At 56.7% G+C, this 25,448-nt stretch carries 24 protein-coding genes and 2 tRNA genes; 12 read left to right on the plus strand and 14 right to left on the minus strand.

The features are described from left to right. Nucleotide 1: 1 nt before the first annotated feature. From ACT3UM_RS02020 to ACT3UM_RS02070, 11 genes are all read left to right on the plus strand, one after another. Nucleotides 2–178, plus strand: a complete 177-nt coding sequence (locus ACT3UM_RS02020) for a hypothetical protein (RefSeq protein ID WP_035582970.1) — start codon at nt 2–4, stop codon at nt 176–178. After that, entirely contained in the window at nt 168–3,128 is a 2,961-nt protein-coding gene (locus ACT3UM_RS02025) for an ATP-binding protein (protein WP_498895693.1), read from the plus strand. Before ACT3UM_RS02020 ends, ACT3UM_RS02025 begins: the two co-directional genes overlap by 11 nt. Continuing rightward, on the plus strand, nt 3,106–4,494 hold the full coding sequence (locus ACT3UM_RS02030) for a sigma-54-dependent transcriptional regulator (RefSeq protein WP_498895695.1): 1,389 nt from the start codon (nt 3,106–3,108) through the stop codon (nt 4,492–4,494). The genes ACT3UM_RS02025 and ACT3UM_RS02030 overlap by 23 nt, the downstream gene beginning before the upstream one ends. 895 nt (nt 4,495–5,389) lie before the next feature. Further along, the gene (gene pcnB / locus ACT3UM_RS02035) at nt 5,390–6,772 is read left to right on the plus strand and encodes a polynucleotide adenylyltransferase PcnB (RefSeq protein ID WP_009287938.1); all 1,383 of its coding nucleotides are present in this window, start codon (nt 5,390–5,392) and stop codon (nt 6,770–6,772) included. After that, nucleotides 6,772–7,266: a 2-amino-4-hydroxy-6-hydroxymethyldihydropteridine diphosphokinase gene (gene folK / locus ACT3UM_RS02040; RefSeq protein ID WP_498895697.1), complete on the plus strand. Its 495-nt coding sequence runs from the start codon at nt 6,772–6,774 to the stop codon at nt 7,264–7,266. The genes pcnB and folK overlap by 1 nt, the downstream gene beginning before the upstream one ends. A 158-nt stretch (nt 7,267–7,424) precedes the next feature. Continuing rightward, on the plus strand, nt 7,425–8,216 hold the full coding sequence (panB, locus tag ACT3UM_RS02045; RefSeq protein ID WP_498895699.1) for a 3-methyl-2-oxobutanoate hydroxymethyltransferase: 792 nt from the start codon (nt 7,425–7,427) through the stop codon (nt 8,214–8,216). Between the two features lie 59 nt (nt 8,217–8,275). Continuing rightward, nucleotides 8,276–9,148 carry a pantoate--beta-alanine ligase gene (panC, locus tag ACT3UM_RS02050; RefSeq protein ID WP_498895701.1) on the plus strand — a complete coding sequence of 291 codons (873 nt, stop codon included), beginning with the start codon at nt 8,276–8,278 and terminating at the stop codon, nt 9,146–9,148. Nucleotides 9,149–9,177: 29 nt separating this feature from the next. Then, a complete protein-coding gene (gene panD / locus ACT3UM_RS02055; protein ID WP_007111819.1) occupies nt 9,178–9,558 on the plus strand; it encodes an aspartate 1-decarboxylase in 381 nt (126 codons plus the stop codon). A gap of 219 nt (nt 9,559–9,777) precedes the next feature. Beyond that, nucleotides 9,778–10,956 (plus strand): acetyl-CoA C-acetyltransferase, encoded by a 1,179-nt coding sequence (locus ACT3UM_RS02060; protein WP_498895704.1) that lies wholly within the window; start codon nt 9,778–9,780, stop codon nt 10,954–10,956. A gap of 187 nt (nt 10,957–11,143) precedes the next feature. Continuing rightward, on the plus strand, nt 11,144–11,614 hold the full coding sequence (locus ACT3UM_RS02065) for an Xre family toxin-antitoxin system antitoxin (protein ID WP_498895706.1): 471 nt from the start codon (nt 11,144–11,146) through the stop codon (nt 11,612–11,614). Nucleotides 11,615–11,616: 2 nt separating this feature from the next. Then, nucleotides 11,617–12,114, plus strand: coding sequence for an RES family NAD+ phosphorylase (locus ACT3UM_RS02070; protein WP_498895708.1), 498 nt, complete (start codon nt 11,617–11,619; stop codon nt 12,112–12,114). Nucleotides 12,115–12,368: 254 nt separating this feature from the next. Here ACT3UM_RS02070 and ACT3UM_RS02075 read toward each other — a convergent pair whose 3' ends face one another. Continuing rightward, on the minus strand, nt 12,369–12,575 hold the full coding sequence (locus ACT3UM_RS02075; protein WP_498895710.1) for a hypothetical protein: 207 nt from the start codon (nt 12,573–12,575) through the stop codon (nt 12,369–12,371). On the opposite strand from ACT3UM_RS02075, the gene ACT3UM_RS02080 reads away from it, so the two are divergent. Next, nucleotides 12,574–12,837 carry a hypothetical protein gene (locus tag ACT3UM_RS02080; protein WP_498895712.1) on the plus strand — a complete coding sequence of 88 codons (264 nt, stop codon included), beginning with the start codon at nt 12,574–12,576 and terminating at the stop codon, nt 12,835–12,837. The genes ACT3UM_RS02075 and ACT3UM_RS02080 overlap by 2 nt on opposite strands. Before the next feature lie 30 nt (nt 12,838–12,867). Here the strand turns inward: ACT3UM_RS02080 and ACT3UM_RS02085 are convergent, their stop codons facing one another. The 13 genes from ACT3UM_RS02085 to tpiA form a co-directional block, all read right to left on the minus strand. Continuing rightward, nucleotides 12,868–13,452: an RBBP9/YdeN family alpha/beta hydrolase gene (locus ACT3UM_RS02085; RefSeq protein ID WP_498895714.1), complete on the minus strand. Its 585-nt coding sequence runs from the start codon at nt 13,450–13,452 to the stop codon at nt 12,868–12,870. Nucleotides 13,453–13,511: 59 nt separating this feature from the next. After that, nucleotides 13,512–14,681, minus strand: a complete 1,170-nt coding sequence (locus tag ACT3UM_RS02090; protein WP_498895716.1) for an MFS transporter — start codon at nt 14,679–14,681, stop codon at nt 13,512–13,514. A gap of 134 nt (nt 14,682–14,815) precedes the next feature. Beyond that, the gene (pnp, locus tag ACT3UM_RS02095; RefSeq protein ID WP_498895718.1) at nt 14,816–16,984 is read right to left on the minus strand and encodes a polyribonucleotide nucleotidyltransferase; all 2,169 of its coding nucleotides are present in this window, start codon (nt 16,982–16,984) and stop codon (nt 14,816–14,818) included. 178 nt (nt 16,985–17,162) lie between these two features. Then, nucleotides 17,163–17,432 (minus strand): 30S ribosomal protein S15, encoded by a 270-nt coding sequence (gene rpsO, locus ACT3UM_RS02100; protein ID WP_007111823.1) that lies wholly within the window; start codon nt 17,430–17,432, stop codon nt 17,163–17,165. Nucleotides 17,433–17,572: 140 nt separating this feature from the next. Then, complete coding sequence (gene truB, locus ACT3UM_RS02105; RefSeq protein WP_498895720.1) at nt 17,573–18,493, minus strand: tRNA pseudouridine(55) synthase TruB; 921 nt, start codon at nt 18,491–18,493, stop codon at nt 17,573–17,575. After that, entirely contained in the window at nt 18,493–18,909 is a 417-nt protein-coding gene (gene rbfA / locus ACT3UM_RS02110; protein ID WP_035582954.1) for a 30S ribosome-binding factor RbfA, read from the minus strand. Before rbfA ends, truB begins: the two co-directional genes overlap by 1 nt. Nucleotides 18,910–18,927: 18 nt before the next feature. Beyond that, nucleotides 18,928–21,522 (minus strand): translation initiation factor IF-2, encoded by a 2,595-nt coding sequence (gene infB, locus ACT3UM_RS02115; RefSeq protein ID WP_498895723.1) that lies wholly within the window; start codon nt 21,520–21,522, stop codon nt 18,928–18,930. Between the two features lie 27 nt (nt 21,523–21,549). Beyond that, complete coding sequence (nusA, locus tag ACT3UM_RS02120) at nt 21,550–23,064, minus strand: transcription termination factor NusA (protein ID WP_498895725.1); 1,515 nt, start codon at nt 23,062–23,064, stop codon at nt 21,550–21,552. 72 nt (nt 23,065–23,136) lie between these two features. Further along, nucleotides 23,137–23,598, minus strand: coding sequence for a ribosome maturation factor RimP (gene rimP / locus ACT3UM_RS02125; RefSeq protein WP_008958796.1), 462 nt, complete (start codon nt 23,596–23,598; stop codon nt 23,137–23,139). A gap of 316 nt (nt 23,599–23,914) precedes the next feature. Next, nucleotides 23,915–23,991, minus strand: a tRNA-Met gene (locus ACT3UM_RS02130). A 176-nt stretch (nt 23,992–24,167) separates the two neighbouring features. Next, nucleotides 24,168–24,254: transfer RNA gene (locus ACT3UM_RS02135), tRNA-Leu, on the minus strand. Between the two features lie 48 nt (nt 24,255–24,302). Then, nucleotides 24,303–24,662, minus strand: a complete 360-nt coding sequence (gene secG, locus ACT3UM_RS02140) for a preprotein translocase subunit SecG (protein ID WP_035582950.1) — start codon at nt 24,660–24,662, stop codon at nt 24,303–24,305. Nucleotides 24,663–24,666: 4 nt separating this feature from the next. Then, nucleotides 24,667–25,416 (minus strand): triose-phosphate isomerase, encoded by a 750-nt coding sequence (tpiA, locus tag ACT3UM_RS02145; protein ID WP_498895728.1) that lies wholly within the window; start codon nt 25,414–25,416, stop codon nt 24,667–24,669. Between the last annotated feature and the right edge of the window lie 32 nt (nt 25,417–25,448).

Genomic DNA, 25,448 nt, shown 5'->3' on the forward strand with positions numbered 1-25,448 from the left:
TATGTACGTCTATCGCATCATGCTGTTTTTGGTGTTTGGCGGATACCTGCTCTCTCCGCTGCTAATGAACGGCTGGAGCGACCCTACGGCTGCCTGGTACCGGCCGTTTGCGATTTGGGGCGGCTTGATTGCGCTAACCCTGTGGCTGGAGCAGAAGAGGAAGCTTGATGAACGTTGAGGTGCACGTTGAGATAGTCGGCGTCCTACTACTGGGGCTAGGCTATCTGGGACTACTGTTTGGCTGCGGCTTTGCAGTAGAGCGCGGCTGGGTTCCGGTGCGTATTACACGCCACCCAATTGTTTACACCCTTGCCCTGGGGGTTTACGCCAGTGCCTGGGCAATTTACGGCAGCGTGGAAATGGCCGCCCACGCAGGGTTTGGCTACCTGGCCTACTACCTGGGCGCAGCGGGGGCCTTTTTGCTCGCCCCGGTGCTGTTAGTGCCGATCCAGCGCATCACCCGCACCTATCAATTGACCTCGCTGGCAGATCTATTTGCCTTTCGCTTTCGCTCGCGGTGGGCGGGTACGCTGGTGACTATCGTCAGCCTACTAGCGGTGCTGCCACTGCTGGGCATTCAAGTCCAAACCCTCAGCGAAGCCATCAACATCCTCACCGCCAGCCAAGCGGGGGGTAGCGTTGCGCTGCTCTTTTGTGCCGTTATTGCCGCCTTTGCAGTGATTTTCGGCGCTCGCCACAGTCAGACTCACGGCAGTCACGACACCCTACTCAGCGCCATTGCATTTGAATCCATCGTTAAGCTGCTGGCCATGCTGGGGCTTGGTGCGGTGGCGCTATGGATGGTGTTTGACGGCCCAGGCGATATGCAGCTGTGGCTGGAAGGCCCCGGTGCTATCCTCCAACAGCAGACACCCCAACTTGACCCTGCACAGTGGCGAACCCTACTGCTGTTGTTTTTTGCCGCGGCCTTTATGATGCCGCACCTATTCCATATCAGCTTTGCGGAAAGCCTGTCGCGGCATACCCTGCTGCAAGCCAGCTGGGCACTGCCGCTGTTTCTACTGTTAATGGCGCTGCCGGTGCCGCTGATCTGGTGGGCCGCTCAATCGGTTAATCCCGACATCCCCATCGCCGCTTATGCCGCCTACTTGATGACCGAGCACTGGTGGGTCGGGGCTCTGGCGTTTATCGGCGGGTTAGCCGCCGCCAGCGGCACCATGATCATGATTGCGCTGGCGCTTTCCGGCATGGTGCTGAACCATATCGTGCTGGTAGCGAGGCCACCCGAGGCACGCAGCGACCTCTATGGTTGGCTGCTATGGCTACGCCGTGGCTTAGTCGTTGCGGTGATTATCGGCGGCTGGTTGTTTTACCAGTGGGTAGGGCGCTACCACGGCTTAATCGGCCTAGGGCTCGCCGCGTTTGTCGGCATGGCCCAATGCCTGCCCGGTATGCTGGCGCTGCTCTACTGGCCCGGCGCTAACCGTAAAGGCATGATTGTTGGCCTGATCGCAGGCGTCGTCGTGTGGCTGTGGGGCCTATGGCTGCCGCTTATGTTCTCGCTCCCCGTACCGACGCTACCCTTTACACCGTTTACGCCCGCCAATGCACCGGTTTGGTATAACGTCACGCTGCTGTCGCTGGCGGTCAATATCCTGCTGCTGATTGTGATATCGCTGTTTACGCGGATTTCTGAAGGGGAGCAGTCCGCCGCGGAAGCGTGCTCAGTGGATGCGGTTATCCGCTCGAAGCGCTTTCCGCTGGAAGCCGCGACGGCGAGTGATTTTGCTAACCATTTAGCCCAAGCGCTGGGCGACGAAGCCGCCCAACGCGAAGTCGCCCGTGCCTTGAAAGCGCTCAACTTAACGCCCCAGGAGCGGCGCCCCTACGCTCTGCGCCGCCTGCGCGACCGTATTCAAGCCAACCTCTCGGGGTTAATGGGGCCTTCAGTGGCACGAGATATCGTTGACCGCTACCTGCCCTACCGCCACGATGACGCCCCGGAAACCGACGATATTCACTTTGTTGAAAGTCGCCTGGAAGCCTACCGTTCGCGGTTAACGGGGCTAGCCCAGGAACTCGACGGCTTGCGCCGCCACCACCGCCAAACCCTGGCCTATCTGCCCGTGGGGCTGTGCGTGCTAGGCGATGACGATGAACTACTAATGTGGAATCAGGCGCTCTCGCAGCTCTCGGGGATTAGCGGTGAAAGCGTGATCGGCTCGCGCCGCGATAGCCTACCCGCCCCCTGGCCCAGCTTGCTGGGCAGCGTGTTAGACGCGACGCCAGGCCCGCTCTACAAGCAGGCGGTGACGCTGCACGGCAAGGATTACTTTCTGACCCTGCACAAAGCGATTCTCAGCGGCCACGACAGCCGTGGGGGCAGCGTGATTTTGATTGAAGACCATACCGAAATGAAGTGGCTGGAAGACGAGTTGGTGCATGCGGCGCGCCTCGCCTCCATTGGCCAGTTGGCTGCCGGGGTCGCCCATGAAATTGGCAATCCGATTACCGGTATCTCGTCGCTGGCGCAAAACCTACGCTACGACACCAACGACCCTGTGCTGCTGGAAACCGCCGATCAGATCCAGCAGTTGACCCAAAGAGTGACTAAAATCGTCAATTCATTGGTCGGCTTTGCCCACGGTGGGCGCCAAACGGTGCCGCTCCCCGCCTCCCCCGTGGCGCTCGCATCAATTAGCGAAGATGCACTGCACTTGATCCACCTCGCCCGCTCGGGAGAGGATGTTACCTTAACTAATGAGATACCCGACGACTTGGTGGTGCGCGGCGATGCCCAGCGGTTAACCCAAGTGATGGTCAACCTGCTGAGCAACGCCAGGGATGCCTGCTACCAGGAGGGAGAAGTGCATATTAGCGCGGGGCGCCACCAGCAGCTTGCCTGGTGGCGAATAACCGATAATGGTCAGGGTATCGATCCACGGGTGCGCGACCACTTATTTGAGCCTTTTACCACCACTAAGCCAGCAGGCGAAGGCACCGGCCTGGGTCTTTCACTGGCTTATCAGATTATCAATGAGCACCAGGGTAAAATAGAGGTGGCCTCGCCACCGCCCGGACAGCCTCGCGGCACAGCCATTACGTTATGGCTGCCGCTTTACCAACAGGATGATCAGCCAGCCCATGCCCAGGATTCTGATTGTTGAAGATGAAGCGATTATTCGCAGCGCGTTAAAGCGCCTGCTGGAACGCCACGACTATACGGTCAGCGAAGCAGGCAGCGCTGAGGAGGCCAACCAGCTTGAACTCAAAGGGTTCGACCTCATCATCAGTGACCTGCGCCTGCCGGGCGAGCCGGGCACCACGCTGATCGCGGCTTCAAGCCCCGTACCGGTTCTGATCATGACCAGCTACGCCAGCATGCGCTCTGCCGTGGAGTCGCTCAAACAGGGCGCCGTGGACTACGTTGCCAAGCCCTTCGACCATGCGGAGCTGCTGGAAACCGTTGAGCGAATTCTGCACAAGCAGTCGATGCAGCAGAGCCCACCGCCGGATATCACCGATGCCGGCGGCGGCCGCCAGACCATGATCGGCAACTGCGTTGCCATGCAGCAGGTCTACACCCGCATTAGTAAAACCGCCCCCGCCGATGTCACCGTACTGGTTCTGGGCGAGTCGGGCACCGGCAAGGAGCTGGTGGCACGTGCGATTCACCAGCAGAGCAAGCGCGCCAAAGCGCCGCTGATCTGCGTCAACTGCGCGGCGATTCCTGAAACACTGATCGAATCCGAACTGTTTGGCCATGAGAAAGGGGCTTTTACCGGCGCCAGCGCTGCGCGCACCGGGCTGGTCGAAGCCGCCGATGGCGGTACGCTGTTTTTGGATGAGATTGGCGAACTGCCGCTGGATGCCCAAGCACGGCTGTTACGTGTACTCCAGGAGGGCGAAATCCGTAAAATTGGCTCGGTGGAAACCCGCCACGTTAACGTCCGGCTGATTGCGGCCACCCATCGCGACCTGCGGGCGCTGTCAAAAACCGGCGAATTCCGTCTCGATCTTTACTACCGCCTGAACGTGATGCAGATCGAGCTGCCGCCGTTGCGCGAGCGCGAGGATGACGTGCTCGAGATCGCCGACATTCTGCTCGACAAAGCATGTAAGCGTCATGAACGGCCAGGCCTGCGTTTATCACGTGCTGCCCGCCAGGACTTGCGCGACTACCCTTGGCCAGGCAACGTACGCGAGCTGGAGAACGCCCTTGAGCGTGGCGTCATTCTTGCCGAGGGACATCTGATCCACCCGGATGATTTAGGTTTAGCGCCCATTACCGCTCGCCCTCATGCTCCGTCAACGACCATTCCCGCCGCCTCTGGCAGTGCAGATAATAGCGCTGAAGAAAATGAAGACGACCTCTCGTTAGAGGATTACTTTCAGCATTTTGTGCTTGAGCACCAAGACCAAATGAGTGAAACCGAGCTGGCACAAAAGCTTGGCATTAGCCGTAAAAATCTTTGGGAGCGGCGCCAACGGCTTGGCATACCGCGCAAAAAAACGGCCCGGCGCCCCGGCTAAACCCCTAGGGGCGCCTAGCTACCCGGACTCCTCGCGCCCTCTACGACCATTGTCTAATACACTGATTTAAATAAGAAATATCCCACTCCTTGCTACCCTGACACTGTTACCTTCCCACACAAAGCCGCGCACAAACGGGCCCAGAAGGGGTAACACTTTTTGCGCCGCTAAGTTCCTCCACGTTCAAAAAAACGCCAACCTTCTGAAATTTATAATTTATTAAATAGGTGGCACAGCGTCTGCAGTATTACTGGGTAAGAAAAACAAACTGGGCATAGCGGTAGGTCACCAACAAAAACAACATGACCTCACCCAGACCTGAGCCACAACAAAAACAACAGGGCCAGGTAGAGATAACGGTACTAACAATAACAACAGGCTTGAGTCTCATTACTTGCTTGCGCAGGCAACACAGGCGCAGCGAACAATAACAAAAGCAGCAAGTGGCCCGATAAGGACGCGACGTACAACATGACTTGGCATCCTAACAACAACAATAGCTGTCAGTGTGTACACCCCGGCGCCAATAATAATTCCCCGGGGGGAGAAAAGTTCGCGGTTGGATTATTGTTTTGAATACGAGGCGGTCGGAACGATTGCGATCCTAACGCCTACCGACTGCGGTGCGTATTCAGGGCGATGTGCCATCATGAAGAAAAACAGCAGCAGGGACGCTGATTAATCGCTTAATAGGGGAGGCTGTCTTAGCCTCCCCTTTCCGTGTCTGGACACTTGAGTTTATGCAAACCAGCGTCAAATGCTTTGCAAGCCTTGGGGGGTCGGATACACTCGGACATTAACTGTCTATGTTAGGTACTCATTTGACGTGCTTTTTACATAGCCATGTTACGCAATTCTTGACTTTTTTATGTACCCTGCGAGTTGAAATCGTCGCATGTTTAAAGGATTTACCCGTTTCCTACACAGCCCGGGGGAGCAATTGAAAACCTTGCTTGATCCCCAAGAGAGCACTACCAGCGCCCTTACTCCGCGCAACATCCCTCGGTCCGAGCACCCTGTTTCTCGCCAGCATATTAGTGATGCCGCGTTAAAAGTGCTTTATCGCCTTAGCGGGGCTGGCTTCGACGCCTATTTGGTGGGCGGCTGCATCCGCGATGCGCTGCTGGGCAAAATGCCCAAGGATTTTGACGTCGCCACCAACGCCACCCCCGAGCAGGTGCGCGATCTATTTCGTAACTCGCGCCTGATCGGCCGCCGTTTTCGGATTGTCCACGTGCGCTTTGGCCGCGAGGTCATTGAGGTCACCACCTTCCGTGGCAAACCCCAAGACGAGCATGGCGATCACATAGCCCACCAGTCAGATGAAGGGTTGCTGCTGCGTGACAATGTATGGGGCAATATCGAAGAAGATGCGCTACGTCGCGACTTCACCGTTAATGCGCTCTACTACAATATCGCCGACTTCAGCATCACCGATTTTGCCAATGGTGCCGAGGACATCAAGACCCGCACCCTGCGCCTGATTGGCGACCCGGCAACGCGTTACCGCGAAGACCCGGTACGCATGCTACGGGCGGTGCGCTTTGCGGCTAAGCTCGACTTCACCCTAGACCCGGCCACCGAAGCACCGATGTACGACCAGGCGCCATTACTGCTGCAGATTCCGCCTGCGCGCCTATTCGATGAAGTCCTCAAGCTGTTTATGTCGGGCCACGGCTTGGTCACCTTCCGGCTGCTTAGCCACTACGGCCTATTCGGCATGCTGTTCCCCGAGGCCGAAGAAGCCATGGCCGATGCCGCCTGGGCCGAAGAGCTGATTGAGCAAGCGCTGACCAACACCGATAAACGTATCGCTGAAGAGCGCCCCGTCACCCCAGCGTTCCTGCTGGCGGCGTTTTTATGGGCACCGGTCAAACATCGCCAGGAAGCACTGGAGCAGGAGGGCATGCCGCCCATTCCCGCGCTTCAAGCAGCCGCTCAACAGGTGGTATCCCGGCAGTTAGAGTTCACCTCGATTCCCAAGCGCTTTGGCATCCCGATGCGGGAAATTTGGGAATTACAGCAGCGCCTACCCCAGCGGCGCGGTAAAAAGGCCTTTCAAACCCGTGAACATTCGCGTTTCAGAGCGGGCTATGACCTGCTGCTGCTGCGCGAACAGGCGGGTGAGATACCGAGTGGTTTAGGCGAATGGTGGACGGCGTTTCAGCGCGGCGATGAGCACGAACAGCGGCGCTTGCTACAAAAAGTTGGCGGCGACCCCGCCAGCCAGGGCGATCGTCGTCGTAAACGGCGCCGTAAGCCGAGCGCGCCAGAGTAGTGGGTGCGCCTTCCCAGCTCGCCTATATTGGCTTGGGTAGCAATCTAGAGTCGCCTATCGAGCAGATTCGCGAGGCTCTCAACGAGCTGGCAAGGCTACCGCTAAGTCGATTGGTGGCAGCATCATCGCTTTACGCCAGCCGCCCGGTGGGGCCGCAGGATCAGCCGGACTTTATCAACGCGGTGGCCGCGCTGGAGACACAGCTCTCGCCGCTGGCGCTACTCGACCAGCTTCAGGCGTTAGAGCAGCAGCATCGCCGCCGCCGCCATCGCCACTGGGGGCCCCGCACGCTTGATCTTGACCTGCTGCTCTACGCTAATGACACTATCGATACGCCACGCCTACGCTTGCCGCACCCGCAAATGACTGCCCGGGCCTTTGTACTGCTCCCCCTCGCAGAGATCGCTCCCTCTCTAGACCTTCTCCAACAGCCGCTATCCACATGGCTTGAGCAAGTTGAGAACCAAGGCTTGGAACGCTTACCTAACGCCTAGTGTGCGGCTAACGCTACCATTTGACACAAATCTCGACACCGACACCCCATTCAGGTAACAATTGCCGGTTACGCCACTTCGCGCATGCAGGGATGCAGCATCAATAATGGTCGGCTGCCTATGTCGCAGCGGCCTCACGTAAAACATGAGAGCACGCCATGAAAACTGTCACCCTAAGCACGCTGCAGGCCTATAAGCAGGCTGGCGAGACGTTTAGCTGCCTGACCGCTTACGATGCCTCCTTTGCCCATGCGGCAAGCCAGGCAGGCATTGATGTCCTACTCGTCGGTGATTCGCTGGGCATGGTGCTACAGGGCCATAACAGCACCCTACCCGTCACTATTGAAGACATCGTTTACCACACCCGCTGCGCGGCACGTGGCAAAGGCCATAGCCTGCTGATGGTGGATCTGCCGTTTATGAGCAACGCCACCACCGAGCGCCTGCTGGAAGACGCCGGTGCCGTGATGCGTGCGGGGGCAGAACTGGTCAAGCTGGAAGGTGAAGCGTGGATGGCCGACGGTATTCGTGAATTGACGCGCCGTGGCGTACCGGTGTGTGCCCACCTGGGGTTAACCCCGCAAACCGTGCACCAGTTAGGTGGCTATAAAGTGCAAGGGCGCGACGCCGCTCAAGCGGAACGCATCATTAACGACGCAAAAGTTCTTGTCGAGGCGGGCGCTTCGGTGATTCTGCTCGAATGCGTTCCTGCCAGCCTGGGCAAAGCGGTCACCGCTGCGCTGGAGGTGCCAGTAATTGGCATTGGCGCCGGGCCGGATACCGATGGCCAGATTCTGGTGATGCACGATGTGCTGGGCGTCACCCACGGACGCACGCCGCGCTTTGTGAAAAACTTTATGGTTGAGGCGGACAGTATTCAAACTGCGTTTCAGCGCTACCATGAAGCGGTCAAAACACGCACTTTCCCAGCCCAAGAGCACTGCTTTTAAAGATGACGGTTAAGGCATCTCGTCTATCGACCACCTTTTGTCACTCATACGAAACGACTATGCGCACTTTGCGAGACATTGATCAGCTCCGCAGCACGCTGCGAGATTACCGCCAACGCGGCCAGCGTATTGCCCTGGTGCCCACCATGGGCAATCTCCACGCAGGCCACCTAGCGCTGGTCGCCTGTGCACGCCAACACGCCGATATCGTGGTCGCAAGCCTGTTTGTCAATCCGATGCAGTTTGGCCCAGGCGAAGACTTAGACGGCTACCCGCGTACCTTTAATGCCGATCAAGCGCAGCTTATCGAGGCTGGCTGCGACGTGCTGTTCGCCCCGGCGGCGAGCTCGCTCTACCCTAACGGCTTGGACGCACAGACCCGCGTGCATGTGCCCGTGGTGGGCGAAGGGCTGTGCGGCGGCTCACGCCCCGGCCATTTCGACGGCGTCTCCACCGTGATCAGCATGCTGTTTAATCTGGTGCAGCCAGATATTGCCTGCTTTGGGGAGAAGGATTACCAGCAGCTTGCGGTGATTCGTAAGCTGGTGCGCGATCTGCACATGCCCATCGAAATTATCGGCGTGCCCATCGTGCGCGCAGAAGATGGTTTGGCACTGTCATCGCGTAACGGCTATTTAAGTCGCGAGGAGCGCGCCATTGCCCCTGTGCTCTACCGAACGCTGTGTACACTACGCGACGCACTGGAACACGGCGACGCTATCGACAAGGTACTACACCAGGGTAAAACCGCGCTGTATGATGCGGGCTTTACGCCGGACTACCTGGAATTGCGCGATGCCTCGCTCGCCCCGGTCAGCCCAGCGACTCGCCAGGCAGTACTGCTGGCCGCCGCCAAACTAGGCCCGGCGCGATTAATCGATAACCTCACGGTTCAGCTCCCGAACAGCGCTGCCACGACTATGAGCGAATAAACCAACAACGAGGAATACAGGAACTCACAATGCACACCATTATGCTCAAAGCCAAGCTGCACATGGCTCGCGTCACTCACGCGGTACTCAACTACGAAGGCTCCTGCGCCATCGACGGTGACCTGCTGGACATGGCGGGCATTCGTGAAAATGAGCAGATCCAGATTTACAACGTCGAGAACGGCGAGCGCTTCACCACTTACGCTATCCGCGGCGAGGAGGGCTCCAAGCTCATCTCGATCAACGGCGCGGCGGCCCATCTTGCCGCCCCTGGCCACCGGATCATTATCTGCAGCTACGCCCACTACTCCGAAGCCGAACTGGAAAACCACCAGCCTGCGCTGGTGTATCTGCAGGAAGGCAACCACGTCAGCCACACCAGCAATATTATCCCGGTGCAGTTGGCCTGATCACAACTGGCCTAATCTTAGCGCCTCTACTACTTTCCCCTGACGGGCCACATGTTGGCCCGTTTTTATTTGCCCATAAAGGTTTATTGCCGCAACGCACCACCTTCCCCTATGCTGAAGAGACGGCTGACACAGCACGAATAAAAGAGTACGGCTGCAGAGCACGCCTATCGGGCATCTGGCATCAGACTGTCTGTTAATTACTCCAGGAGTCATCTTATGCAAGAAGTAGTCATTGTTGCGGCACGCCGCACCGCTGTGGGCGCTTTCGGCGGCTCCCTCGCAGGTATTCCCGCGAGCGACCTCGGCGCCTTGGTGATCAAAGATATCCTCGCCTCAACCGGCGTTTCTCCCGATCAAGTTGACGAAGTACTGCTGGGCCAAGTGCTCACCGCAGGCGTTGGCCAAAACCCGGCGCGCCAAGCGGCTATCAAGGGCGGCCTGCCAGACTCAGTACCGGCCATGACCATCAACAAGGTGTGTGGCTCAGGCCTGAAAGCGCTGCATCTCGCGACTCAGGCGATTCGCTGCGGCGATGCCGAGCTGATTCTGGCCGGTGGTCAGGAGAATATGTCGGCCTCGCCACACGTACTCCCCAACTCGCGCAACGGTCAGCGCATGGGCGATTGGAAGGCAATTGATTCCATGGTGCACGACGGCTTATGGGATGCGTTCAACAACTACCATATGGGCATTACCGCCGAGAACTTGGCCGAGAAGTACAGCATCACCCGCGAAGCGATGGACGAGTTCGCAGCCGCGTCCCAGCAAAAAGCCGCGGCGGCGATTAAAGAGGGCAAGTTCAAAGGCCAAATCGTGCCGGTGGAAATTCCCCAGCGCAAAGGCGACCCGGTGGTATTTGATACCGACGAAAATCCACGCGAAGTCACCGCGGAGAAGCTTGGAGGCATGAAGCCCGCGTTCAAAAAAGATGGCGCCGTTACCGCGGGTAACGCTTCAGGGCTGAACGATGGCGCCGCGGTGGTTATGCTCTGCTCCGCCGAAAAAGCCAAGCAGCTGGGGCTTGAGCCGCTGGCGCGTATTGCCGCTTACTCCAACGCAGGCGTTGATCCTGCCATTATGGGTATCGGCCCCGCACCGGCTACCCGCCGCTGCTTGGAAAAAGCCGGCTGGAGCCTGGATGACCTGGACCTAGTAGAAGCCAACGAAGCCTTCGCTGCCCAGGCGCTCTCCGTTAACAAAGAACTTGGCTGGGATGTCAGCAAGGTCAACGTCAACGGCGGTGCCATTGCCCTAGGCCACCCCATCGGCGCTTCCGGCTGCCGCGTACTGGTCACCCTGCTCCACGAAATGATCGCCCGCGACGCCAAGAAAGGCCTCGCGACGCTGTGTATCGGTGGCGGTCAAGGTGTCGCGTTAGCGATCGAGCGTCCTTAAACGCCCCTCACCCTCGTTTGCTTAGCTAATAGCTAATGGAAAGCCCTCGCCATTAACGAGGGCTTTTACTTTCCTGATTGTGCCCCTAGACCTAATTGCCATGTGGCGCTATTATTATGCCATATGGCAATGATGGGTAGTAAAACAGATTAGGTAGTAAAACAGATAGTAAAGAAAGGGGTTTGCAATGAGTGTGGTCGAGCATCACCTAGATCATGAAGCGAATATCCTAGAGCGCACGCTCAAAAGGCTTATGGGTAATCGGACGACGGATACCCGATCGGCGTTCGACGTCCATGAAATGATTGAGAAGGGGCTGCCTTCCCAAGACATTCTTAGATTTATTGATTCAGTCAGCCTATTTAACGACAAGAAGATCGTGGTCAAAGTGATCGGCATTTCCGAACGCACTTTATATCGCCGTGTTAATAAACCGGAACCGCTGACTACCGAGCAGAGCAGCCGTACTTGGCGGTTTGCCGAGACGCTCACTAAAGCAGAAGACGTGTTCGGCGATCCAACAGAAGCCGAACGCTGGATGAATACACCAGCAATGGGGTTAGAGGGTCGCAAACCCATTGATCTGCTGACAACCCAGGTGGGTTATGAGTTGGTTGATGACTTTCTCACCCGTCTCGATTACGGGGTCTACACATAACCATGGCGAGCCGACCCAACTCTGGCGATATCTGCTTATGGCGGCTTGAGCGTCAGCGCCATGTAGCGACATGGGATAGCGGTATCGGCGCCGAACTCGGCGGTGGCCGCTGGAACTCAAAAGGCTGCGCAGCGGTGTACGGATCGCTCGACCCTTCCACCGCCATACTCGAAGTAGCCGCCCACAAAGGCTTTAAAGCTTTGGATACTATCCCTCATGTGCTTATCTGCGCACGAGTAATCGACCCCATGTTGGCCTATGCGGTATCCCAGGATGCACTCCCCAACCCCAACTGGCTTATCCCCGGCTCGCCTGGACTAGGCCAGCAAACCTTTGGCGACCGTCTTTTAGAGCAGCACCCATTCATCATTGTGCCCTCGACAGTCTCCCGCCACAGCCACAACATCGTTATGAATCCAGTGACGGCCAAAGGTTACTACGAGCTTGTTATTGAAGAGCCCTTTGCCTTAGATACGCGCCTCAATCCTCCAGGACATTGACCCTAGAAGCCTATCTAAATTAACACTGATCTACTGCGAATCCCTGTCCATCGAAGGCGCATACTCTTGACGCCATTGATCCGGCACCAACCGGCTGAAAGTTGTCACGGCAGCGTGGCAGTCATTTATGGCTTTTCAGCCAGTGAGCGTTAACCTTACTTTAACTAACAATCAGCAATAGGAAATAAGCGCTAAACCTCACACCAGCCTTTCCTTTCTTCGGGGCACACAATCAGGCCTCAGAGAGACCAAAACTAGGGCCTGCTGAGCAGGTTACCGAGCCACCGAATCACGGTTCGTATGGCATCATTCGGCTGGCGTGACGAGGTGACGATACGGTAGCTACCCTCCCCCAGCGCTGAAGCGCCGAAGGGTGAGACCAGTTGCCCCCTCAAGAGAGCATCGCTGACCAGCGGCGTGCGACCGATGGTCGTCCCCATTCCCCTGAGCGCCGCATTCATGACCATCTCCGAGGTATCGAGCCACAGCGCTTTTCCTGCGGGCTCGAGTCTACGCTTGGTGAAGGTTTCGAGTGCGGCAAAGGGCGGTATCGGGCTGGTCGTCGACCTAATGGGCGAGACAGCGCTTGTCGATGCACAGTGGCTTGCCCTGTTGGGACTGGTGGTGTTGCAGGTGGCGGCGCTGAGCTGGATGTTACTGGCCGGGCGCGCACTAATCGGCAAGGGTGTAGCCGGAAAGGTTACCGCTGACCAGCGTCCGTAGAGGGCTCTCAACTCCGAACAAATTGCATGTTTAACTCCCCGTCCCAGCCCGAAAAGCTTCCAAAAGCGCCCGGCCATGGGGCCACTCCCCTAATTGGCTGGCAGCATTGATATGTCCGCAGGCACCAACGTCAACAAAGCCTGCTTGCCACGCCTCCGCCATTTTTTTAGCGGAGGTGGTAGCGGCATAGGGGTCGTCGCTGCTGGCAATGACCAGGGCGGGAAACGGCATTGGCCTAGCGGGAGCGTTGCGGAAACTACTCGCTTCAGGCGGAAAAGCACTTGAGGCAGGGTCCGGCGTCGCCACTAGAAATGCACCACGCACTTGGGCCAATCGACGGGCTTTCTTGTCGTCGATATCGGCATCCAGTGCCCAGTGCGCCACCAGCAGGCACGACAAACTGTGGGCAACGAGCAGCACTGATTCTTCAGCAGCGTCAATAGCAGTATCTAATGCCTGCAGCCAGTCGGCTATATCAGGCTCATCCCAGGAGCTCGGTTGAAAGCGGTGGCTGTTTGGCAGCCGCTGCCCCCATAGTGTCTGCCAGTGGTCAGCATCAGAATTGCCGAGGCCGGGAAGCAACAGCAAACGAGTAGCAGATTTATCAGCGCTCATAACAAGGTTTCTCAGTTGGTCGATAGCACAAGAGAGACAAAATAGAGTTTACCGTTAGTTTAACGGCGTTTCTCCCCCACAATGCGCGATGGCGTGTTCAATACCAACAGCATCCCCATCAGAAATAGCCCCGAGGCTGCCCACATGGCGATGGGTAGACTGGTGCCATCAACGATACGCCCACCGACCATTGCGCCCAGGCCAATCGACATATTGAAGGTAAACGCCATCAAGGCCGTGGCGGCTTCGGTATTCGGCGCGGTGCGTAAAATCCAGGTTTGAATGCTCACCGAGACGCTGCCGAACACGGCACCCCACACCATAAGCAGCATCACGCCGCTGCTCGGTTGAACGCCCAGCAACGGGAACGCGGCCACAACGATAAGCAGCAGGCTGGGAATCGCCAGTACCGCACGGTAAGGGTGCCGCCCGGCGAACATACCCGCCGCAATGTTGCCCAGGATGCCTGCGGCCCCGTAGAGCAGCAGCAGGCTGCCCACATGACGTTGGGAAATACCGCTAATCTCCTGCAGGATAGGGCTAATAAAGGTGTAAGCGGCAAAGTGCCCCACCACGACAAAAGCGGTGGTTAACACCGCCACCCGTACACCACGATTGCTAAATTGCTGCGCCAGTACTCGCAGACGAACAGGTTCACGTGGTGGCAAAGGCGGCAGCCAACGCCACAGCGCAATGGCCGTTAACAGGCTAAAACCGCCCAGCGCCCCAAAGGCGACCCGCCAGTTGCTGAAATCGCCCAATAGCGTGCCCAGCGGTACGCCCAGCACCGAGGCTGCCGCGACACCACCAAAAATCATCGTCATCGCTTTAGGCACCTGTGCCTCCGGCACAAGGCGCGGGGCAATACTGCCCGCCACCGCCCAAAACCCACCAATGCTAAGCCCCACCAGCACACGGGCGGCAAGCAACAGGATAAAGCTGCTGGCCAATGCCGAGAGCACACTCCCGGCCACCATCACGACCATCAATACCGTGAGCATAATGCGCCGATCCAAGCGCCCCACCGCGACCGGCAGCAGCGGGGCTGAAAAGGCAGCGACCACGCCGGGCACGGTGACCATTAAGCCTGCCATGCCTGGAGTAACACCCATTGAAGAGGCCACCTGGGACAGCAGCCCAATCGGCAATTGCTCAGCAGTCACTAATAAAAAAATGCCGATCATCACGGCTACCACCGCCCACCAGCGCGGCGCTTGATCCTGCTCCATCGCGATTTACTCCCTGATTCTTTAAACCCTGACGATCAAACCTTACAAACAACACCGCCCTCGCAGCCGGGGCTACGAGGGCGGTATCAGAAACCTAACTAACGATTTAAATCACTCGTTTTAAATCATTCTTTTTAAATCGTCGCTTCGGTTTCCGCTGCTTCTGCTGCGAAAGCGGTTTTCTCTTCTTCAGTGATCTCTTTCATCGACAGCTTCACGCGGTTGCGGTTGTCGATATCAAGTACCTTCACAATCACGTCATCGCCTTCGTTCAAGAAGTCGCGCACGTTGTTAACGCGCTCGGCAACGATTTGCGAGATGTGCACCAGGCCATCGGTACCTGGCATGATGTTAACGAACGCGCCGAAGTCAGCAATGCGTACCACTTTACCCATATACAGCTTGCCGATTTCCGCTTCAGCGGTAATCGCCAGTACGGTGTCAATGGCGCGCTTGGCGGCGGCTTTATCTTCCGCGTAGATACGTACGGTGCCGTCGTCGTCGAGATCGATTGAAGCGCCGGTGTCTTCGCAGATTTTACGAATCATCGCGCCGCCTTTACCGATCACATCGCGGATCTTGTCGGGATCGATTTTGATCGTTGCCATGGACGGCGCGTTGTCGGAGACATCGCTACGGCTCTGGCTGATCACGACATTCATTTGCTCGAGAATACTCAGTCGCGCGGTCAGTGCTTGCTGCAGCGCGAGCTCCATAATCTCTTCGTTGATGCCTTCGATCTTGATGTCCATCTGCAGGGCGGTGACGCCCTCTTCGGAACCGGCAACTTTAAAGTCCATATCGCCGAGGTGATCTTCGTCACCCAGAATATCGGTCAATACCGCGAAGCCGTCCGGGTCTTTTACCAGACCCATTGCGATACCCGCCACCGGTGCTTTTAGCGGCACGCCTGCATCCATCAACGCCAGCGAAGAGCCACATACGGAGGCCATCGAGCTAGAGCCGTTAGACTCGGTGATTTCCGAGACCACGCGAATGGTATAGGGGAAGGTATCTTCGGATGGCAGCATCGCCTGTACGCCGCGACGCGCTAGGCGGCCATGGCCGATTTCACGACGCTTAGGGCCACCCATAAAGCCCGCTTCGCCTACCGAGTAGGGAGGGAAGTTGTAGTGCAGCATAAAGCGGTCTTTACGCTCGCCTTCCAGTGATTCAATTAACTGTGAGTCACGCAGCGTGCCCAGCGTTGCCACGGCAATCGCCTGGGTCTCACCACGGGTAAAGATGGCCGAACCGTGGGCTTTTGGCAGCACGCCGACTTCGATCGCCAGCGGGCGCACGGTCTGGTTGTCGCGACCATCAATACGCGGCTCGCCTTTGACAACCCGCGAACGCACCACGCGTTTTTCCAGGCTAGCAAAAGCACCTTTAACGTCATCTTTACTGAACTTGTCGTTAACCGGTTCGCCTTCATCGGCTGCCAGCTGTTCAATCGCCTGGTCTTTCAACTCAGCCAGTGCATCCTGGCGCTGCATTTTGTCGGTGATGCGGTAAGCATCGCCCACTTTAGCCTCAAACGCATCGGCCATAGCGGTTTTGAGCGCCTGGTTCTCTTCGGCGGCCTGCCACTCCCAGCGCGGCTTACCGGCTTCAGCAACCAGTTCGTTGATGGCGCTGATCGCTACCTGCATCTCCTGGTGGCCGAACAGTACGGCGCCCAGCATTTCGTCTTCAAGCAGCTCTTTAGCTTCAGACTCCACCATCAGCACGGCTTTTTCAGTACCGGCGACGACCATGTCCAGCTCAGAGGAGGCCAGTTCTTCAACGGTTGGGTTGAGGAAGTAGCCTTTCTCTTCGTTAAAACCAACGCGGGCTGCGCCGATCGGGCCACTAAACGGCACGCCAGAGATGCTCAGCGCTGCGGAAGTACCCAGCAGTGCGGCAATATCCGGATCGTGGTTACGGTCGGTGGAGAGAACGGTACAGACGATCTGCACTTCGTTCATAAAGCCTTTGGGGAACAGCGGACGGATCGGGCGATCGATCAGCCGCGAAGTCAGCGTCTCTTTCTCAGTGGGTCGTCCTTCGCGCTTAAAGAAGCCGCCAGGAATTTTGCCCACTGCGTAGGTTTTCTCCTGGTAGTGTACCGAGAGAGGGAAAAAGGGTTGGCTCGGGTTGGCCTCTTTACGAGCGACCACGGTACACAGCACGACGGTGTCGTCCATGGTAACCATGACAGCGCCGGTGGCCTGGCGAGCAATACGCCCGGTTTCGAGCGTGACGGTGCTACGACCGTACTGGAACGTTTTCTTTACCGGATTCACAGCGACTTCCTTCAGCATTATCAATATCTACTTGTCTATTCGTTTAGGTCGTTTTGACTGGTTACCATTCTAGGCGCTGGAACGCGATAGGGCTACCAGTTCCTGCTTGCCCTCAGCACTATTGAGATAAACCCGAAACATAAAAAAACGGGCAGCTCTTTATGAGCTGCCCGTTTCGAATCGTTGCCGTTAACGCTTAACGACGCAGACCTAAACGCTGGATCAGGGACTGATAGCGTTCGAAATCTTTACGCTTTAGGTAGTCCAGCAGCTTACGACGCTGGTTAACCATGCGGATCAGACCACGACGAGAGTGGTGATCCTGTTTGTTGGTCTTGAAGTGGTCCTGCAGGCCATTGATGTTGGCGCTCAGCAGTGCAACCTGTACTTCAGGGGAACCGGTATCGTTATCGCCGCGGCCGTATTCGGTGACGATCTCGGCCTTCTTCTCAGCGGTTAAAGCCATCTGTCTCTCCAGTAAGCAATATGCCTAAAAATGAATGGGTGAGACCACGCATATTTGCAGTCTCAAGCTGCTATTTTTTACTAGCTAGTTACTTTCCACTAGCGAGTTTCACGTAGACGGCTGCATCCTTGCAACGCTGTTTACGAGATAGCGACGGTACTTAACAGCCGCTTAGGCGCCACTTCCTGGGCACCTTTCACTACGCCAAGGCCGATAAACGTCTCGGCGTAATAAAGTCTGGCTACTTCGTCTGCGGCTAATGCGCCGGTTTCGAGAGCAGCGGGCTGGCCATGGGCCAAACGGGCGTGGGCGGTGTCGTCTACCGTCAGTAACGGCAAATGATCCACCAGCACATCCACGGGCATTAGCTCAGCTTCCAGTGCTGCCTGATCGGCCAGTGCTTCCAAGGCCTCTAGCGTCCACATCGCGTCGGCTAAAAAGGGCCCTGTTTTGAGCCTTCTTAGTTGACTGATGTGCGCGCCACAGCCGAGTGCCTGCCCAATATCTTCGGCTAACGTGCGGATGTAAGTGCCTTTACTGCAGCTTACTTCCAGCTCAAAAGCGCTGCCTTCAAACGCTAGCAGGCGCGCATCATACACGCTTACCCGCCGAGCTGCACGCTCCACGTGTTTGCCTTCGCGGGCCAACTCGTAAAGTTTTTTGCCCTGATGCTTTAGCGCCGAGTACATGGGCGGCACTTGGTCAATCTCACCGCGAAAGCGGGTGAGCACAGTTTCCACGTCATCGGCGCTTAAACTGGGAACCTCATGCTGCTCAATAATCGCGCCTTCCGCATCGCCGGTATCGGTGATCACCCCAAGCTCTATCCGGGTGCGATACACCTTGTCGGCTTCCAGCAAGTGCGACGAGAACTTGGTCGCTTCGCCTAGGCAGATCGGCAATAAGCCGGTTGCCATCGGGTCTAGCGTGCCGGTGTGCCCGGCTTTTTGGGCCTGGAACAGCCGACGAACACGCTGCAGTGCATGGTTGCTGGAAAGCCCCTTGGGCTTATCCAGCAGCAGTACACCATTAACCGGCAAACCACGACGTTGACGCGCCACTAGCGAGTTTCCTCACTTTGCTCGGCAGCGTCGTCTCCTTCTTCACTTTGATTGCGCGCGCGGTCAGTGGTGACTGCTTCATCAATCAGTGAAGAGAGTTGCTGACCGCGCACCACGCTTTCATCGAAATGAAAACGTAGTTCCGGCACGTGGCGTAGCTTGATGCGCTTGGCAATCTGGCTTCTTAGAAAACCGGCAGCGCGTTTAAGCACCTGCAAATTCTCTTTAATACGCTCGGGCTCTTGCTCCCCCAACAAAGTGACGTAGACGTCGGAGTAGCCAAGGTCACGGCTAACGGTGACACCGCTGACCGTGACCATGCCCAAACGTGGATCTTTCACTTCGCGTTGGATCAATACCGCCAGCTCCTTTTGGAGCTGGTCGGCTACCCGGTCGGTACGCTTAAATTCGCGCATGTTTAGCTCCTCGCAGCCTTACAGGCTACGCTCGACCTTCACTTGGTCGAAGACTTCGATCTTATCGCCGACTTGGACATCGTTGTAGTTCTTCACGCCGATGCCACACTCCATGCCGTTGCGCACTTCCTGCACATCGTCTTTGAAGCGGCGCAGCGATTCGAGCTCGCCTTCGTAGATCACCACGTCATCACGCAACACGCGGATCTTCTTATTACGATGCACGCTGCCTTCGATGACCATACAGCCAGCGATGGCACCAATCTTCGGCGCACGGAAGACGTCGCGTACTTCGGCCACACCAACGATCTCTTCTTTCCACTCAGGTGCGAGCATACCGCTCATCGCCTGCTTGACCTCGTCGATCAGCTGGTAAATAACGCTGTAGTAGCGCAGATCCAAGCCTTCACGCTCGATGATCTCACGAGCAGCGGCATCGGCACGGACGTTAAAGCCGACAACGATGGCTTCAGAAGCAAGCGCCAGGTTGGCATCGGTACCGGTGATACCACCCACACCAGAGGAAACCACGGCGACTTCAACTTCACCCGTAGAAAGCTCTTCCAGAGCGCCTTTGATCGCTTCCAGCGAGCCTTGTACGTCGGCTTTGAGGACGATGTTGACCTTGGCCACTTCGTCTTGGCCCATCTGGCTGAACATATTCTCCAGCTTGGCCTTCTGCTGACGCGCTAGGCGCACTTCGCGGTACTTGCCTTGACGGAAGTTAGCCACTTCGCGGGCTTTCTTCTCGTCAGTCACGACCATGAAGTCGTCACCGGCGTCCGGCGTACCGCCCAAGCCTTGAATCTCGACCGGCATGGCCGGGCCAACCTCATCGACTTGCTGGGCAAGCTCGTTGGTCAGCGCACGTACACGGCCGTAGTGCAGGCCAGCAAGAACGATATCGCCTTTTCTCAGCGTGCCGTTCTGAACCAGTACGGTAGCGACCGGACCACGACCTTTATCAAGGCGTGACTCAACCACAACACCTTTACCGGGTGCGGAAGGCACAGCTTTTAGCTCAAGTACTTCGGAGGCCAGCTGGATCGCTTCCAGCAGCTCTTCCATACCTTCACCAGTCTTGGCCGACACGTGAACAAACTGGGTGTCGCCGCCCCACTCTTCCGAGATCACGCCGTGCTGGGAAAGCTCATTTTTGATGCGATCAAGATCGATACCATCTTTATCGATTTTATTGACCGCCACGACCATGGGCACTTCGGCAGCTTTAGAGTGCTCAATCGCCTCGATGGTTTGCGGCATAACGCCGTCATCCGCCGCGACGACCAGGATGACCACGTCGGTCGCCTTGGCACCGCGGGCACGCATGGCGGTAAACGCCGCGTGGCCTGGGGTATCCAGGAAGGTGACGCCACCGTGATTATCTTCCACGTGGTAGGCACCGATATGCTGGGTAATACCGCCGGCTTCACCGGTTGCCACCTTCGCTTTACGGATGTAATCGAGCAGCGAGGTTTTACCGTGGTCAACGTGACCCATTACCGTTACAACGGGTGAGCGGGTAATCTCTTCGCCTTCATAGGAGATGCCTTCGAGCATTTCCGTTTCCAGCGCGTCATCTTTCACCAGCTTCGGCGTATGGCCCATCTCTTCCACCACGATCGCAGCCGTATCCTGATCGATGGTTTGGTTGATGGTCACTGCCGCGCCCATGTTGAACATGGCCTTGATGACTTCATTGGCTTTGATCGACATTTTGTCGGCCAATTCCGCCACGCTGATCGATTCAGGGATCGATACTTCACGCACAATCGGCTGAGTCGGTTTCTGGAAAGCGTGCTTGCCGTTGCCGGTCTGGTTGCCACCACGGCGACCACCGCGACGTTGCTCGGCACGTTTTACCTTCTTACCGCCGCCACCGCGCTTGCGCTCTTCGCGATCACCACGATCTTCATCGTCACGACGACCCTTGGCTTTCGCTGCAGCTTTCTTCGGTGGCGCAGTACGACGGTCAGAGCGGCCTTCTTTAGGCGGCGCTGGCGGCATATCGTCACCGGACGGCGTGTCGTCGATTTCAAGGTTCGGCACCGGAATATCAGGCGTCGCTGGCGCTTTGGCGGCTCTTGGCGTTGATTCAGCCTCTTGTTTGCTATTCGCGGCGGCTTCAGCTTCTTTATTACTGCGCGCTGTCGCTTCAGCTACCTGTGCAGCTCGGGCTTTCTTCGCGGCAGCTTTTTCCTCGGCTTCACGCGCATCGGAAACCTTGCGCTCAGCTTCGGCTTCCGCCATATCGCCCACTAGCTGGCGCGGGCCGGTGTAGCTAGGCTCCGGTGCTTTCGGCTTCTCATCTTCAGCGCTTTTGACGTAGGTTTTTTTCTTACGTACCTGCACTTCGATGGTTTTGCCGCGCTCGCCGGTATTGATACGGCTGCGGGTTTTGCGCGTCAGCGTGATGCGGTTTTTGCCCGCTTCAGCGGTGTCGCTACCGCCGTGGCTCTTCTTCAAGAAACTCAGCAGCTTCTGCTTGTCTTCTTCAGACACCGCATCGCTTTCTGAAGCGTGCTTTAAACCCGCTTCTTTCATTTGCTCTAGTAGGCGAGGCACATCACGGCCCACCTTTCCTGCGAAATCTTTAACTGTCATATCTGACATATTGACCCTCCTCAGCCCGTGACCTGTTTACTGTGTGTTCGAATCCGATGCGTCATCGACTTCAAACCAGGGCGCACGGGCAGTCATGATCAGTGCCGCTGCGCGCGCTTCGTCTAACTCCTCGATATCGACCAGATCGTCGACAGACTGCTCGGCGAGATCTTCCATAGTGACAATGCCGCGACTGGCCAGAGTGAAGGCCAGGTGACGCTCCATGCCATCCATTTCCAGCAGGTCTGCTGCTGGCTGGGCACCGTCTAGCACTTCTTCCGAGGCAATGGCCATCGTCAGCAGCTCGTCTTTCGCCCGTGCGCGTAGCTGCTCTACCAAATCTTCATCGAACTCTTCGATTTCGAGCATCTCTTCCATCGGCACGTAGGCGACTTCTTCCAGGGTAGTGAACCCTTCTTCCACCAACAGGCGAGCGACATCTTCATCCACTTCAAGGTGCTGGATAAACGAGTCCACCAGGCTATCAATCTCTTGATCGCGCTTAGACTCTGCCTCTTCTTCGGTCATGACGTTAATCCGCCAGCCGGTAAGCTCAGAGGCCAAACGCACGTTCTGACCGCTCCGACCAATGGCCTGGGCAAGGTTGTCCTGCGCCACCGCCACATCCATCGCGTGGGCGTCTTCGTCCACTAGGATAGACCCCACATCGGCGGGCGCCATGGCGTTAATCACCAATTGGGCGGGATTATCGTCCCACAGCACGATATCAACACGTTCGTTTTGCAGCTCCGAAGAGACCGCTTGAACGCGCGAACCGCGCATACCTACACAGGCACCGACCGGATCAATGCGGCGGTCATTGGTTTTTACCGCAATTTTAGCCCGTGAACCGGGATCACGCGCAGCGCCTTTGATCTCAATCAACTGCTCAGCGATCTCTGGCACTTCAATTTTGAACAGCTCGATGATCAGCTCGGGACACGTCCGCGATAGCTGAAGCTGGGCACCGCGTGCGTCTGGGTCTACCTTGACCAACAGGGCACGTACCCGCTCGTTCATGCGGTAACGCTCACCGTGAATCATTTCATTGCGCGGCAAGAACGCCTCAGCGTTTTCGCCCAAATCAATGATCAGGCCGTCGCGAGTGGTCTTTTTAACGATGCCTGCGACCAGTTCGCCTTCGCGATCGGCATATTGGCGCACCACTTCAGCCCGCTCAGCTTCACGCACTTTCTGTACGATCACCTGCTTGGCGGTTTGCGCCGCAATACGTCCGAACGACGCATTTTCGATGCTTTTTTCCACCACATCGCCTAATTTAAGCGGCGGATCACGCTGCTCGGCGATGCTTTCTTTGATTTCGTAATCGGGCGTTTCGAATTCGTCATCTTCGACGACCGTCCAGGTGCGGAAAGTTTCATACTCCCCAGTACGACGGTCAATATGCACGCGCACATTGGCTTCTTCTTTTTCAAAACGCTTACGTGACGCGCTCGCAAGAGCGGCTTCGACCGCTTCGAAGATGACATCACGCGGGACGCCCTTCTCATTGGAGATCGCGTCAACGACCATTAAAATTTCTTTACTCATGCGTATGCCTCGCCAGAAAACCTATCCTTATGTGCATCACCCCGGCAGCCTGCCGGCAGCGCCGCCACCCGGTCAATCGTCGAACTGCGGTACAATGTGCGCAGAATCAATACTCTCAATAGGAAAGCAATACTCTTCGCCATCCAGTTGGATAAGTACTTCATCCCCCTCAACACCGACCAAAAGTCCTTGATACTTGCGCCGCCCGTCAAAGGCAGTGCGCAACTTGAGCGCGACGTGATGACCTTGAAAGCGGGTAAACTGATCCAGGGAATACAAGGGGCGTGCCATACCGGGCGAGGAGACTTCCAACCGGTACTCACCGGCAATGGGGTCTTCTACATCCATAACAGCACTGACTTGGCGGCTAATATCTGCGCAATCTTCCACGCTAACGCCACTTTCGCGCTCAATATAGATCACCAGCCGCGAATTTTTGCCCTGGGAAAGATGGTCGATGCCCCATAGCTCAAAGCCCATGGCAGCAACAACAGGTTCGATCAGCGCGTGAAGCGCAGCGTGTTTAGTGGCCACAGACAAAGCTCCTATAGCCGTTGCATCAGGCACCTGGCCAGGAGTTATTAGAAAAGCTAGGTGGCTGATTGGCGTTACTCGGGAATGTGTCTCCGCTTATCCGGACGACATCCGCTATTAAGATATTCTTGCTAGTCAAAAGCTGCTAACAAAAAGCCCCTTCACTGGAAGGGGCTTTTTAAAAGAAACCTTGTGTACCATTTCTTAAGTACTACTTCCAGTACCGTCTTAGCAACATGTAACAGGGCATACCCCAGACGACTGTTATTTTCCGATAAAACTTCAGAATAACAATCTAGAACACGTTACTAAAAAATGGTAGCGGGGACCGGATTTGAACCGATGACCTTCGGGTTATGAGCCCGACGAGCTACCAGACTGCTCCACCCCGCATCAATCTAGGTCGACGATAATAGACACTAAAGCCACTTACGTCAAGAACTACTTGCTTCAAGAACGACTTACTGAAAAAAGCCACTTACTTAAAGCTGTTTTTTGCCTCAGTTGCCAACGCTGGCCTACTGGTAACAAAAGAACATTCTGGGAAGCTGGCGAGCCAGCAAAACAGATGGTGCCGAAGGCGGGACTTGAACCCGCACGACCATACGGTCACTACCCCCTCAAGATAGCGTGTCTACCAATTCCACCACTTCGGCATCAGGGGAGGCTAAAGAAACTCTTTCTGTCTAAACAACGAGCACTACTTACTCGCTGCTTTCCTCTAGCACTGGCGCGGCATTATCCACGTCCGCAGGCCTGTCGTCAAGCGTTGGAACGCTTTGCTGCTGCTCGATCAGGCGCGAATCGGGAATACCCGCTTCTGGCGCCTGACCCGCTTGGGTAGCAAAGTAAGCTAGCGCCATTGAAGTGGCGAAGAAGCCCGCCGCCAAAATGCCGGTGGTGCGCGACAAAAAGTTACCGCTGCCCCGTGAACCAAACACGGTCTGTGATGCACCACCCCCGAAAGCCGCGCCGGCTTCGGCACCTTTACCCTGCTGAAGCAGGATGAGTACCACCAGGGCGACCGCAATCACCACATGAATCATAAGAATTGCAACTTGCATGGCGTTATCCTGCTGACTGACAAATGGCATAAAAATCATCGATCTTGAGTGAGGCTCCGCCCACTAGACCGCCGTCGATATCTGGCTGAGCGAGCAGCTCAGCCGCATTGCTTGCGTTCATACTGCCGCCGTAAAGCAAACGCAGTTGCTCGGCGAGCCCCTTATCGAAACCCGCCTGGTAGGCACGAATGCCTGCCATAACGTCCTGGGCCTGCTCAGGGCTAGCCGTACGGCCAGTGCCAATTGCCCAAACGGGCTCATAGGCAATCACAACCTGCTTGCGCTGATCAGGCTCTAAGCGGGACATGACATACCCCACTTGACGAAGCACCACTTCCATCGTGCGGCCTGCGTCACGCTCTTCTAGAGACTCACCCACACAGAGAATTGGCTTGAGCTCGACACTTAAGGCTGCCAAAAGACGCGCGAAAATTTGCTCATCGTTCTCTTTATAGAGCTGGCGTCGCTCGGAGTGCCCCACCAATACATAAGAGACCGCAAACTCTTTTAGCATACGGCCACTGACTTCACCGGTATGCGCCCCGGAGTGAATAGGGTTCAACGTTTGCGCGCCTAATGACAGCACCGTACCTTCAAACGCATGGCGCGCCGCATCCAAATAGGGGAACGGCGGAATAACCACGACATCCACGTTGGTTGGCGATACGGCGGCGGAGAAGGCCTGGCCGAATTCGTTAATCAGCGCCACGGAACCGTTCATTTTCCAGTTACCGGCAATTAAAGGCGTACGCATCGACTCTCCTCACTCAAGGTGGAGCGAAATGG

The organism is Halomonas sp. AOP13-D3-9 (assembly GCF_052379125.1).
GTDB lineage: Bacteria > Pseudomonadota > Gammaproteobacteria > Pseudomonadales > Halomonadaceae > Vreelandella.

Excerpts from the sequence above, each read along its gene's own strand:
- ACT3UM_RS02020 (WP_035582970.1), top strand. The coding sequence starts at position 2 with ATGTACGTCTATCGCATCATGCTGTTTTTGGTGTTTGGCGGATACCTG.
- ACT3UM_RS02025 (WP_498895693.1), top strand. The coding sequence starts at position 168 with ATGAACGTTGAGGTGCACGTTGAGATAGTCGGCGTCCTACTACTGGGG.
- ACT3UM_RS02030 (WP_498895695.1), top strand. The coding sequence starts at position 3,106 with ATGCCCAGGATTCTGATTGTTGAAGATGAAGCGATTATTCGCAGCGCG.
- pcnB (WP_009287938.1), top strand. The coding sequence starts at position 5,390 with ATGTTTAAAGGATTTACCCGTTTCCTACACAGCCCGGGGGAGCAATTG.
- panB (WP_498895699.1), top strand. The coding sequence starts at position 7,425 with ATGAAAACTGTCACCCTAAGCACGCTGCAGGCCTATAAGCAGGCTGGC.
- panC (WP_498895701.1), top strand. The coding sequence starts at position 8,276 with ATGCGCACTTTGCGAGACATTGATCAGCTCCGCAGCACGCTGCGAGAT.
- panD (WP_007111819.1), top strand. The coding sequence starts at position 9,178 with ATGCACACCATTATGCTCAAAGCCAAGCTGCACATGGCTCGCGTCACT.
- ACT3UM_RS02060 (WP_498895704.1), top strand. The coding sequence starts at position 9,778 with ATGCAAGAAGTAGTCATTGTTGCGGCACGCCGCACCGCTGTGGGCGCT.
- ACT3UM_RS02065 (WP_498895706.1), top strand. The coding sequence starts at position 11,144 with ATGAGTGTGGTCGAGCATCACCTAGATCATGAAGCGAATATCCTAGAG.
- ACT3UM_RS02070 (WP_498895708.1), top strand. The coding sequence starts at position 11,617 with ATGGCGAGCCGACCCAACTCTGGCGATATCTGCTTATGGCGGCTTGAG.
- ACT3UM_RS02080 (WP_498895712.1), top strand. The coding sequence starts at position 12,574 with ATGACCATCTCCGAGGTATCGAGCCACAGCGCTTTTCCTGCGGGCTCG.
- ACT3UM_RS02075 (WP_498895710.1), bottom strand. The coding sequence starts at position 12,575 with ATGAATGCGGCGCTCAGGGGAATGGGGACGACCATCGGTCGCACGCCG.
- ACT3UM_RS02085 (WP_498895714.1), bottom strand. The coding sequence starts at position 13,452 with ATGAGCGCTGATAAATCTGCTACTCGTTTGCTGTTGCTTCCCGGCCTC.
- ACT3UM_RS02090 (WP_498895716.1), bottom strand. The coding sequence starts at position 14,681 with ATGGAGCAGGATCAAGCGCCGCGCTGGTGGGCGGTGGTAGCCGTGATG.
- pnp (WP_498895718.1), bottom strand. The coding sequence starts at position 16,984 with ATGCTGAAGGAAGTCGCTGTGAATCCGGTAAAGAAAACGTTCCAGTAC.
- rpsO (WP_007111823.1), bottom strand. The coding sequence starts at position 17,432 with ATGGCTTTAACCGCTGAGAAGAAGGCCGAGATCGTCACCGAATACGGC.
- rbfA (WP_035582954.1), bottom strand. The coding sequence starts at position 18,909 with ATGCGCGAATTTAAGCGTACCGACCGGGTAGCCGACCAGCTCCAAAAG.
- infB (WP_498895723.1), bottom strand. The coding sequence starts at position 21,522 with ATGTCAGATATGACAGTTAAAGATTTCGCAGGAAAGGTGGGCCGTGAT.
- nusA (WP_498895725.1), bottom strand. The coding sequence starts at position 23,064 with ATGAGTAAAGAAATTTTAATGGTCGTTGACGCGATCTCCAATGAGAAG.
- secG (WP_035582950.1), bottom strand. The coding sequence starts at position 24,662 with ATGCAAGTTGCAATTCTTATGATTCATGTGGTGATTGCGGTCGCCCTG.
- tpiA (WP_498895728.1), bottom strand. The coding sequence starts at position 25,416 with ATGCGTACGCCTTTAATTGCCGGTAACTGGAAAATGAACGGTTCCGTG.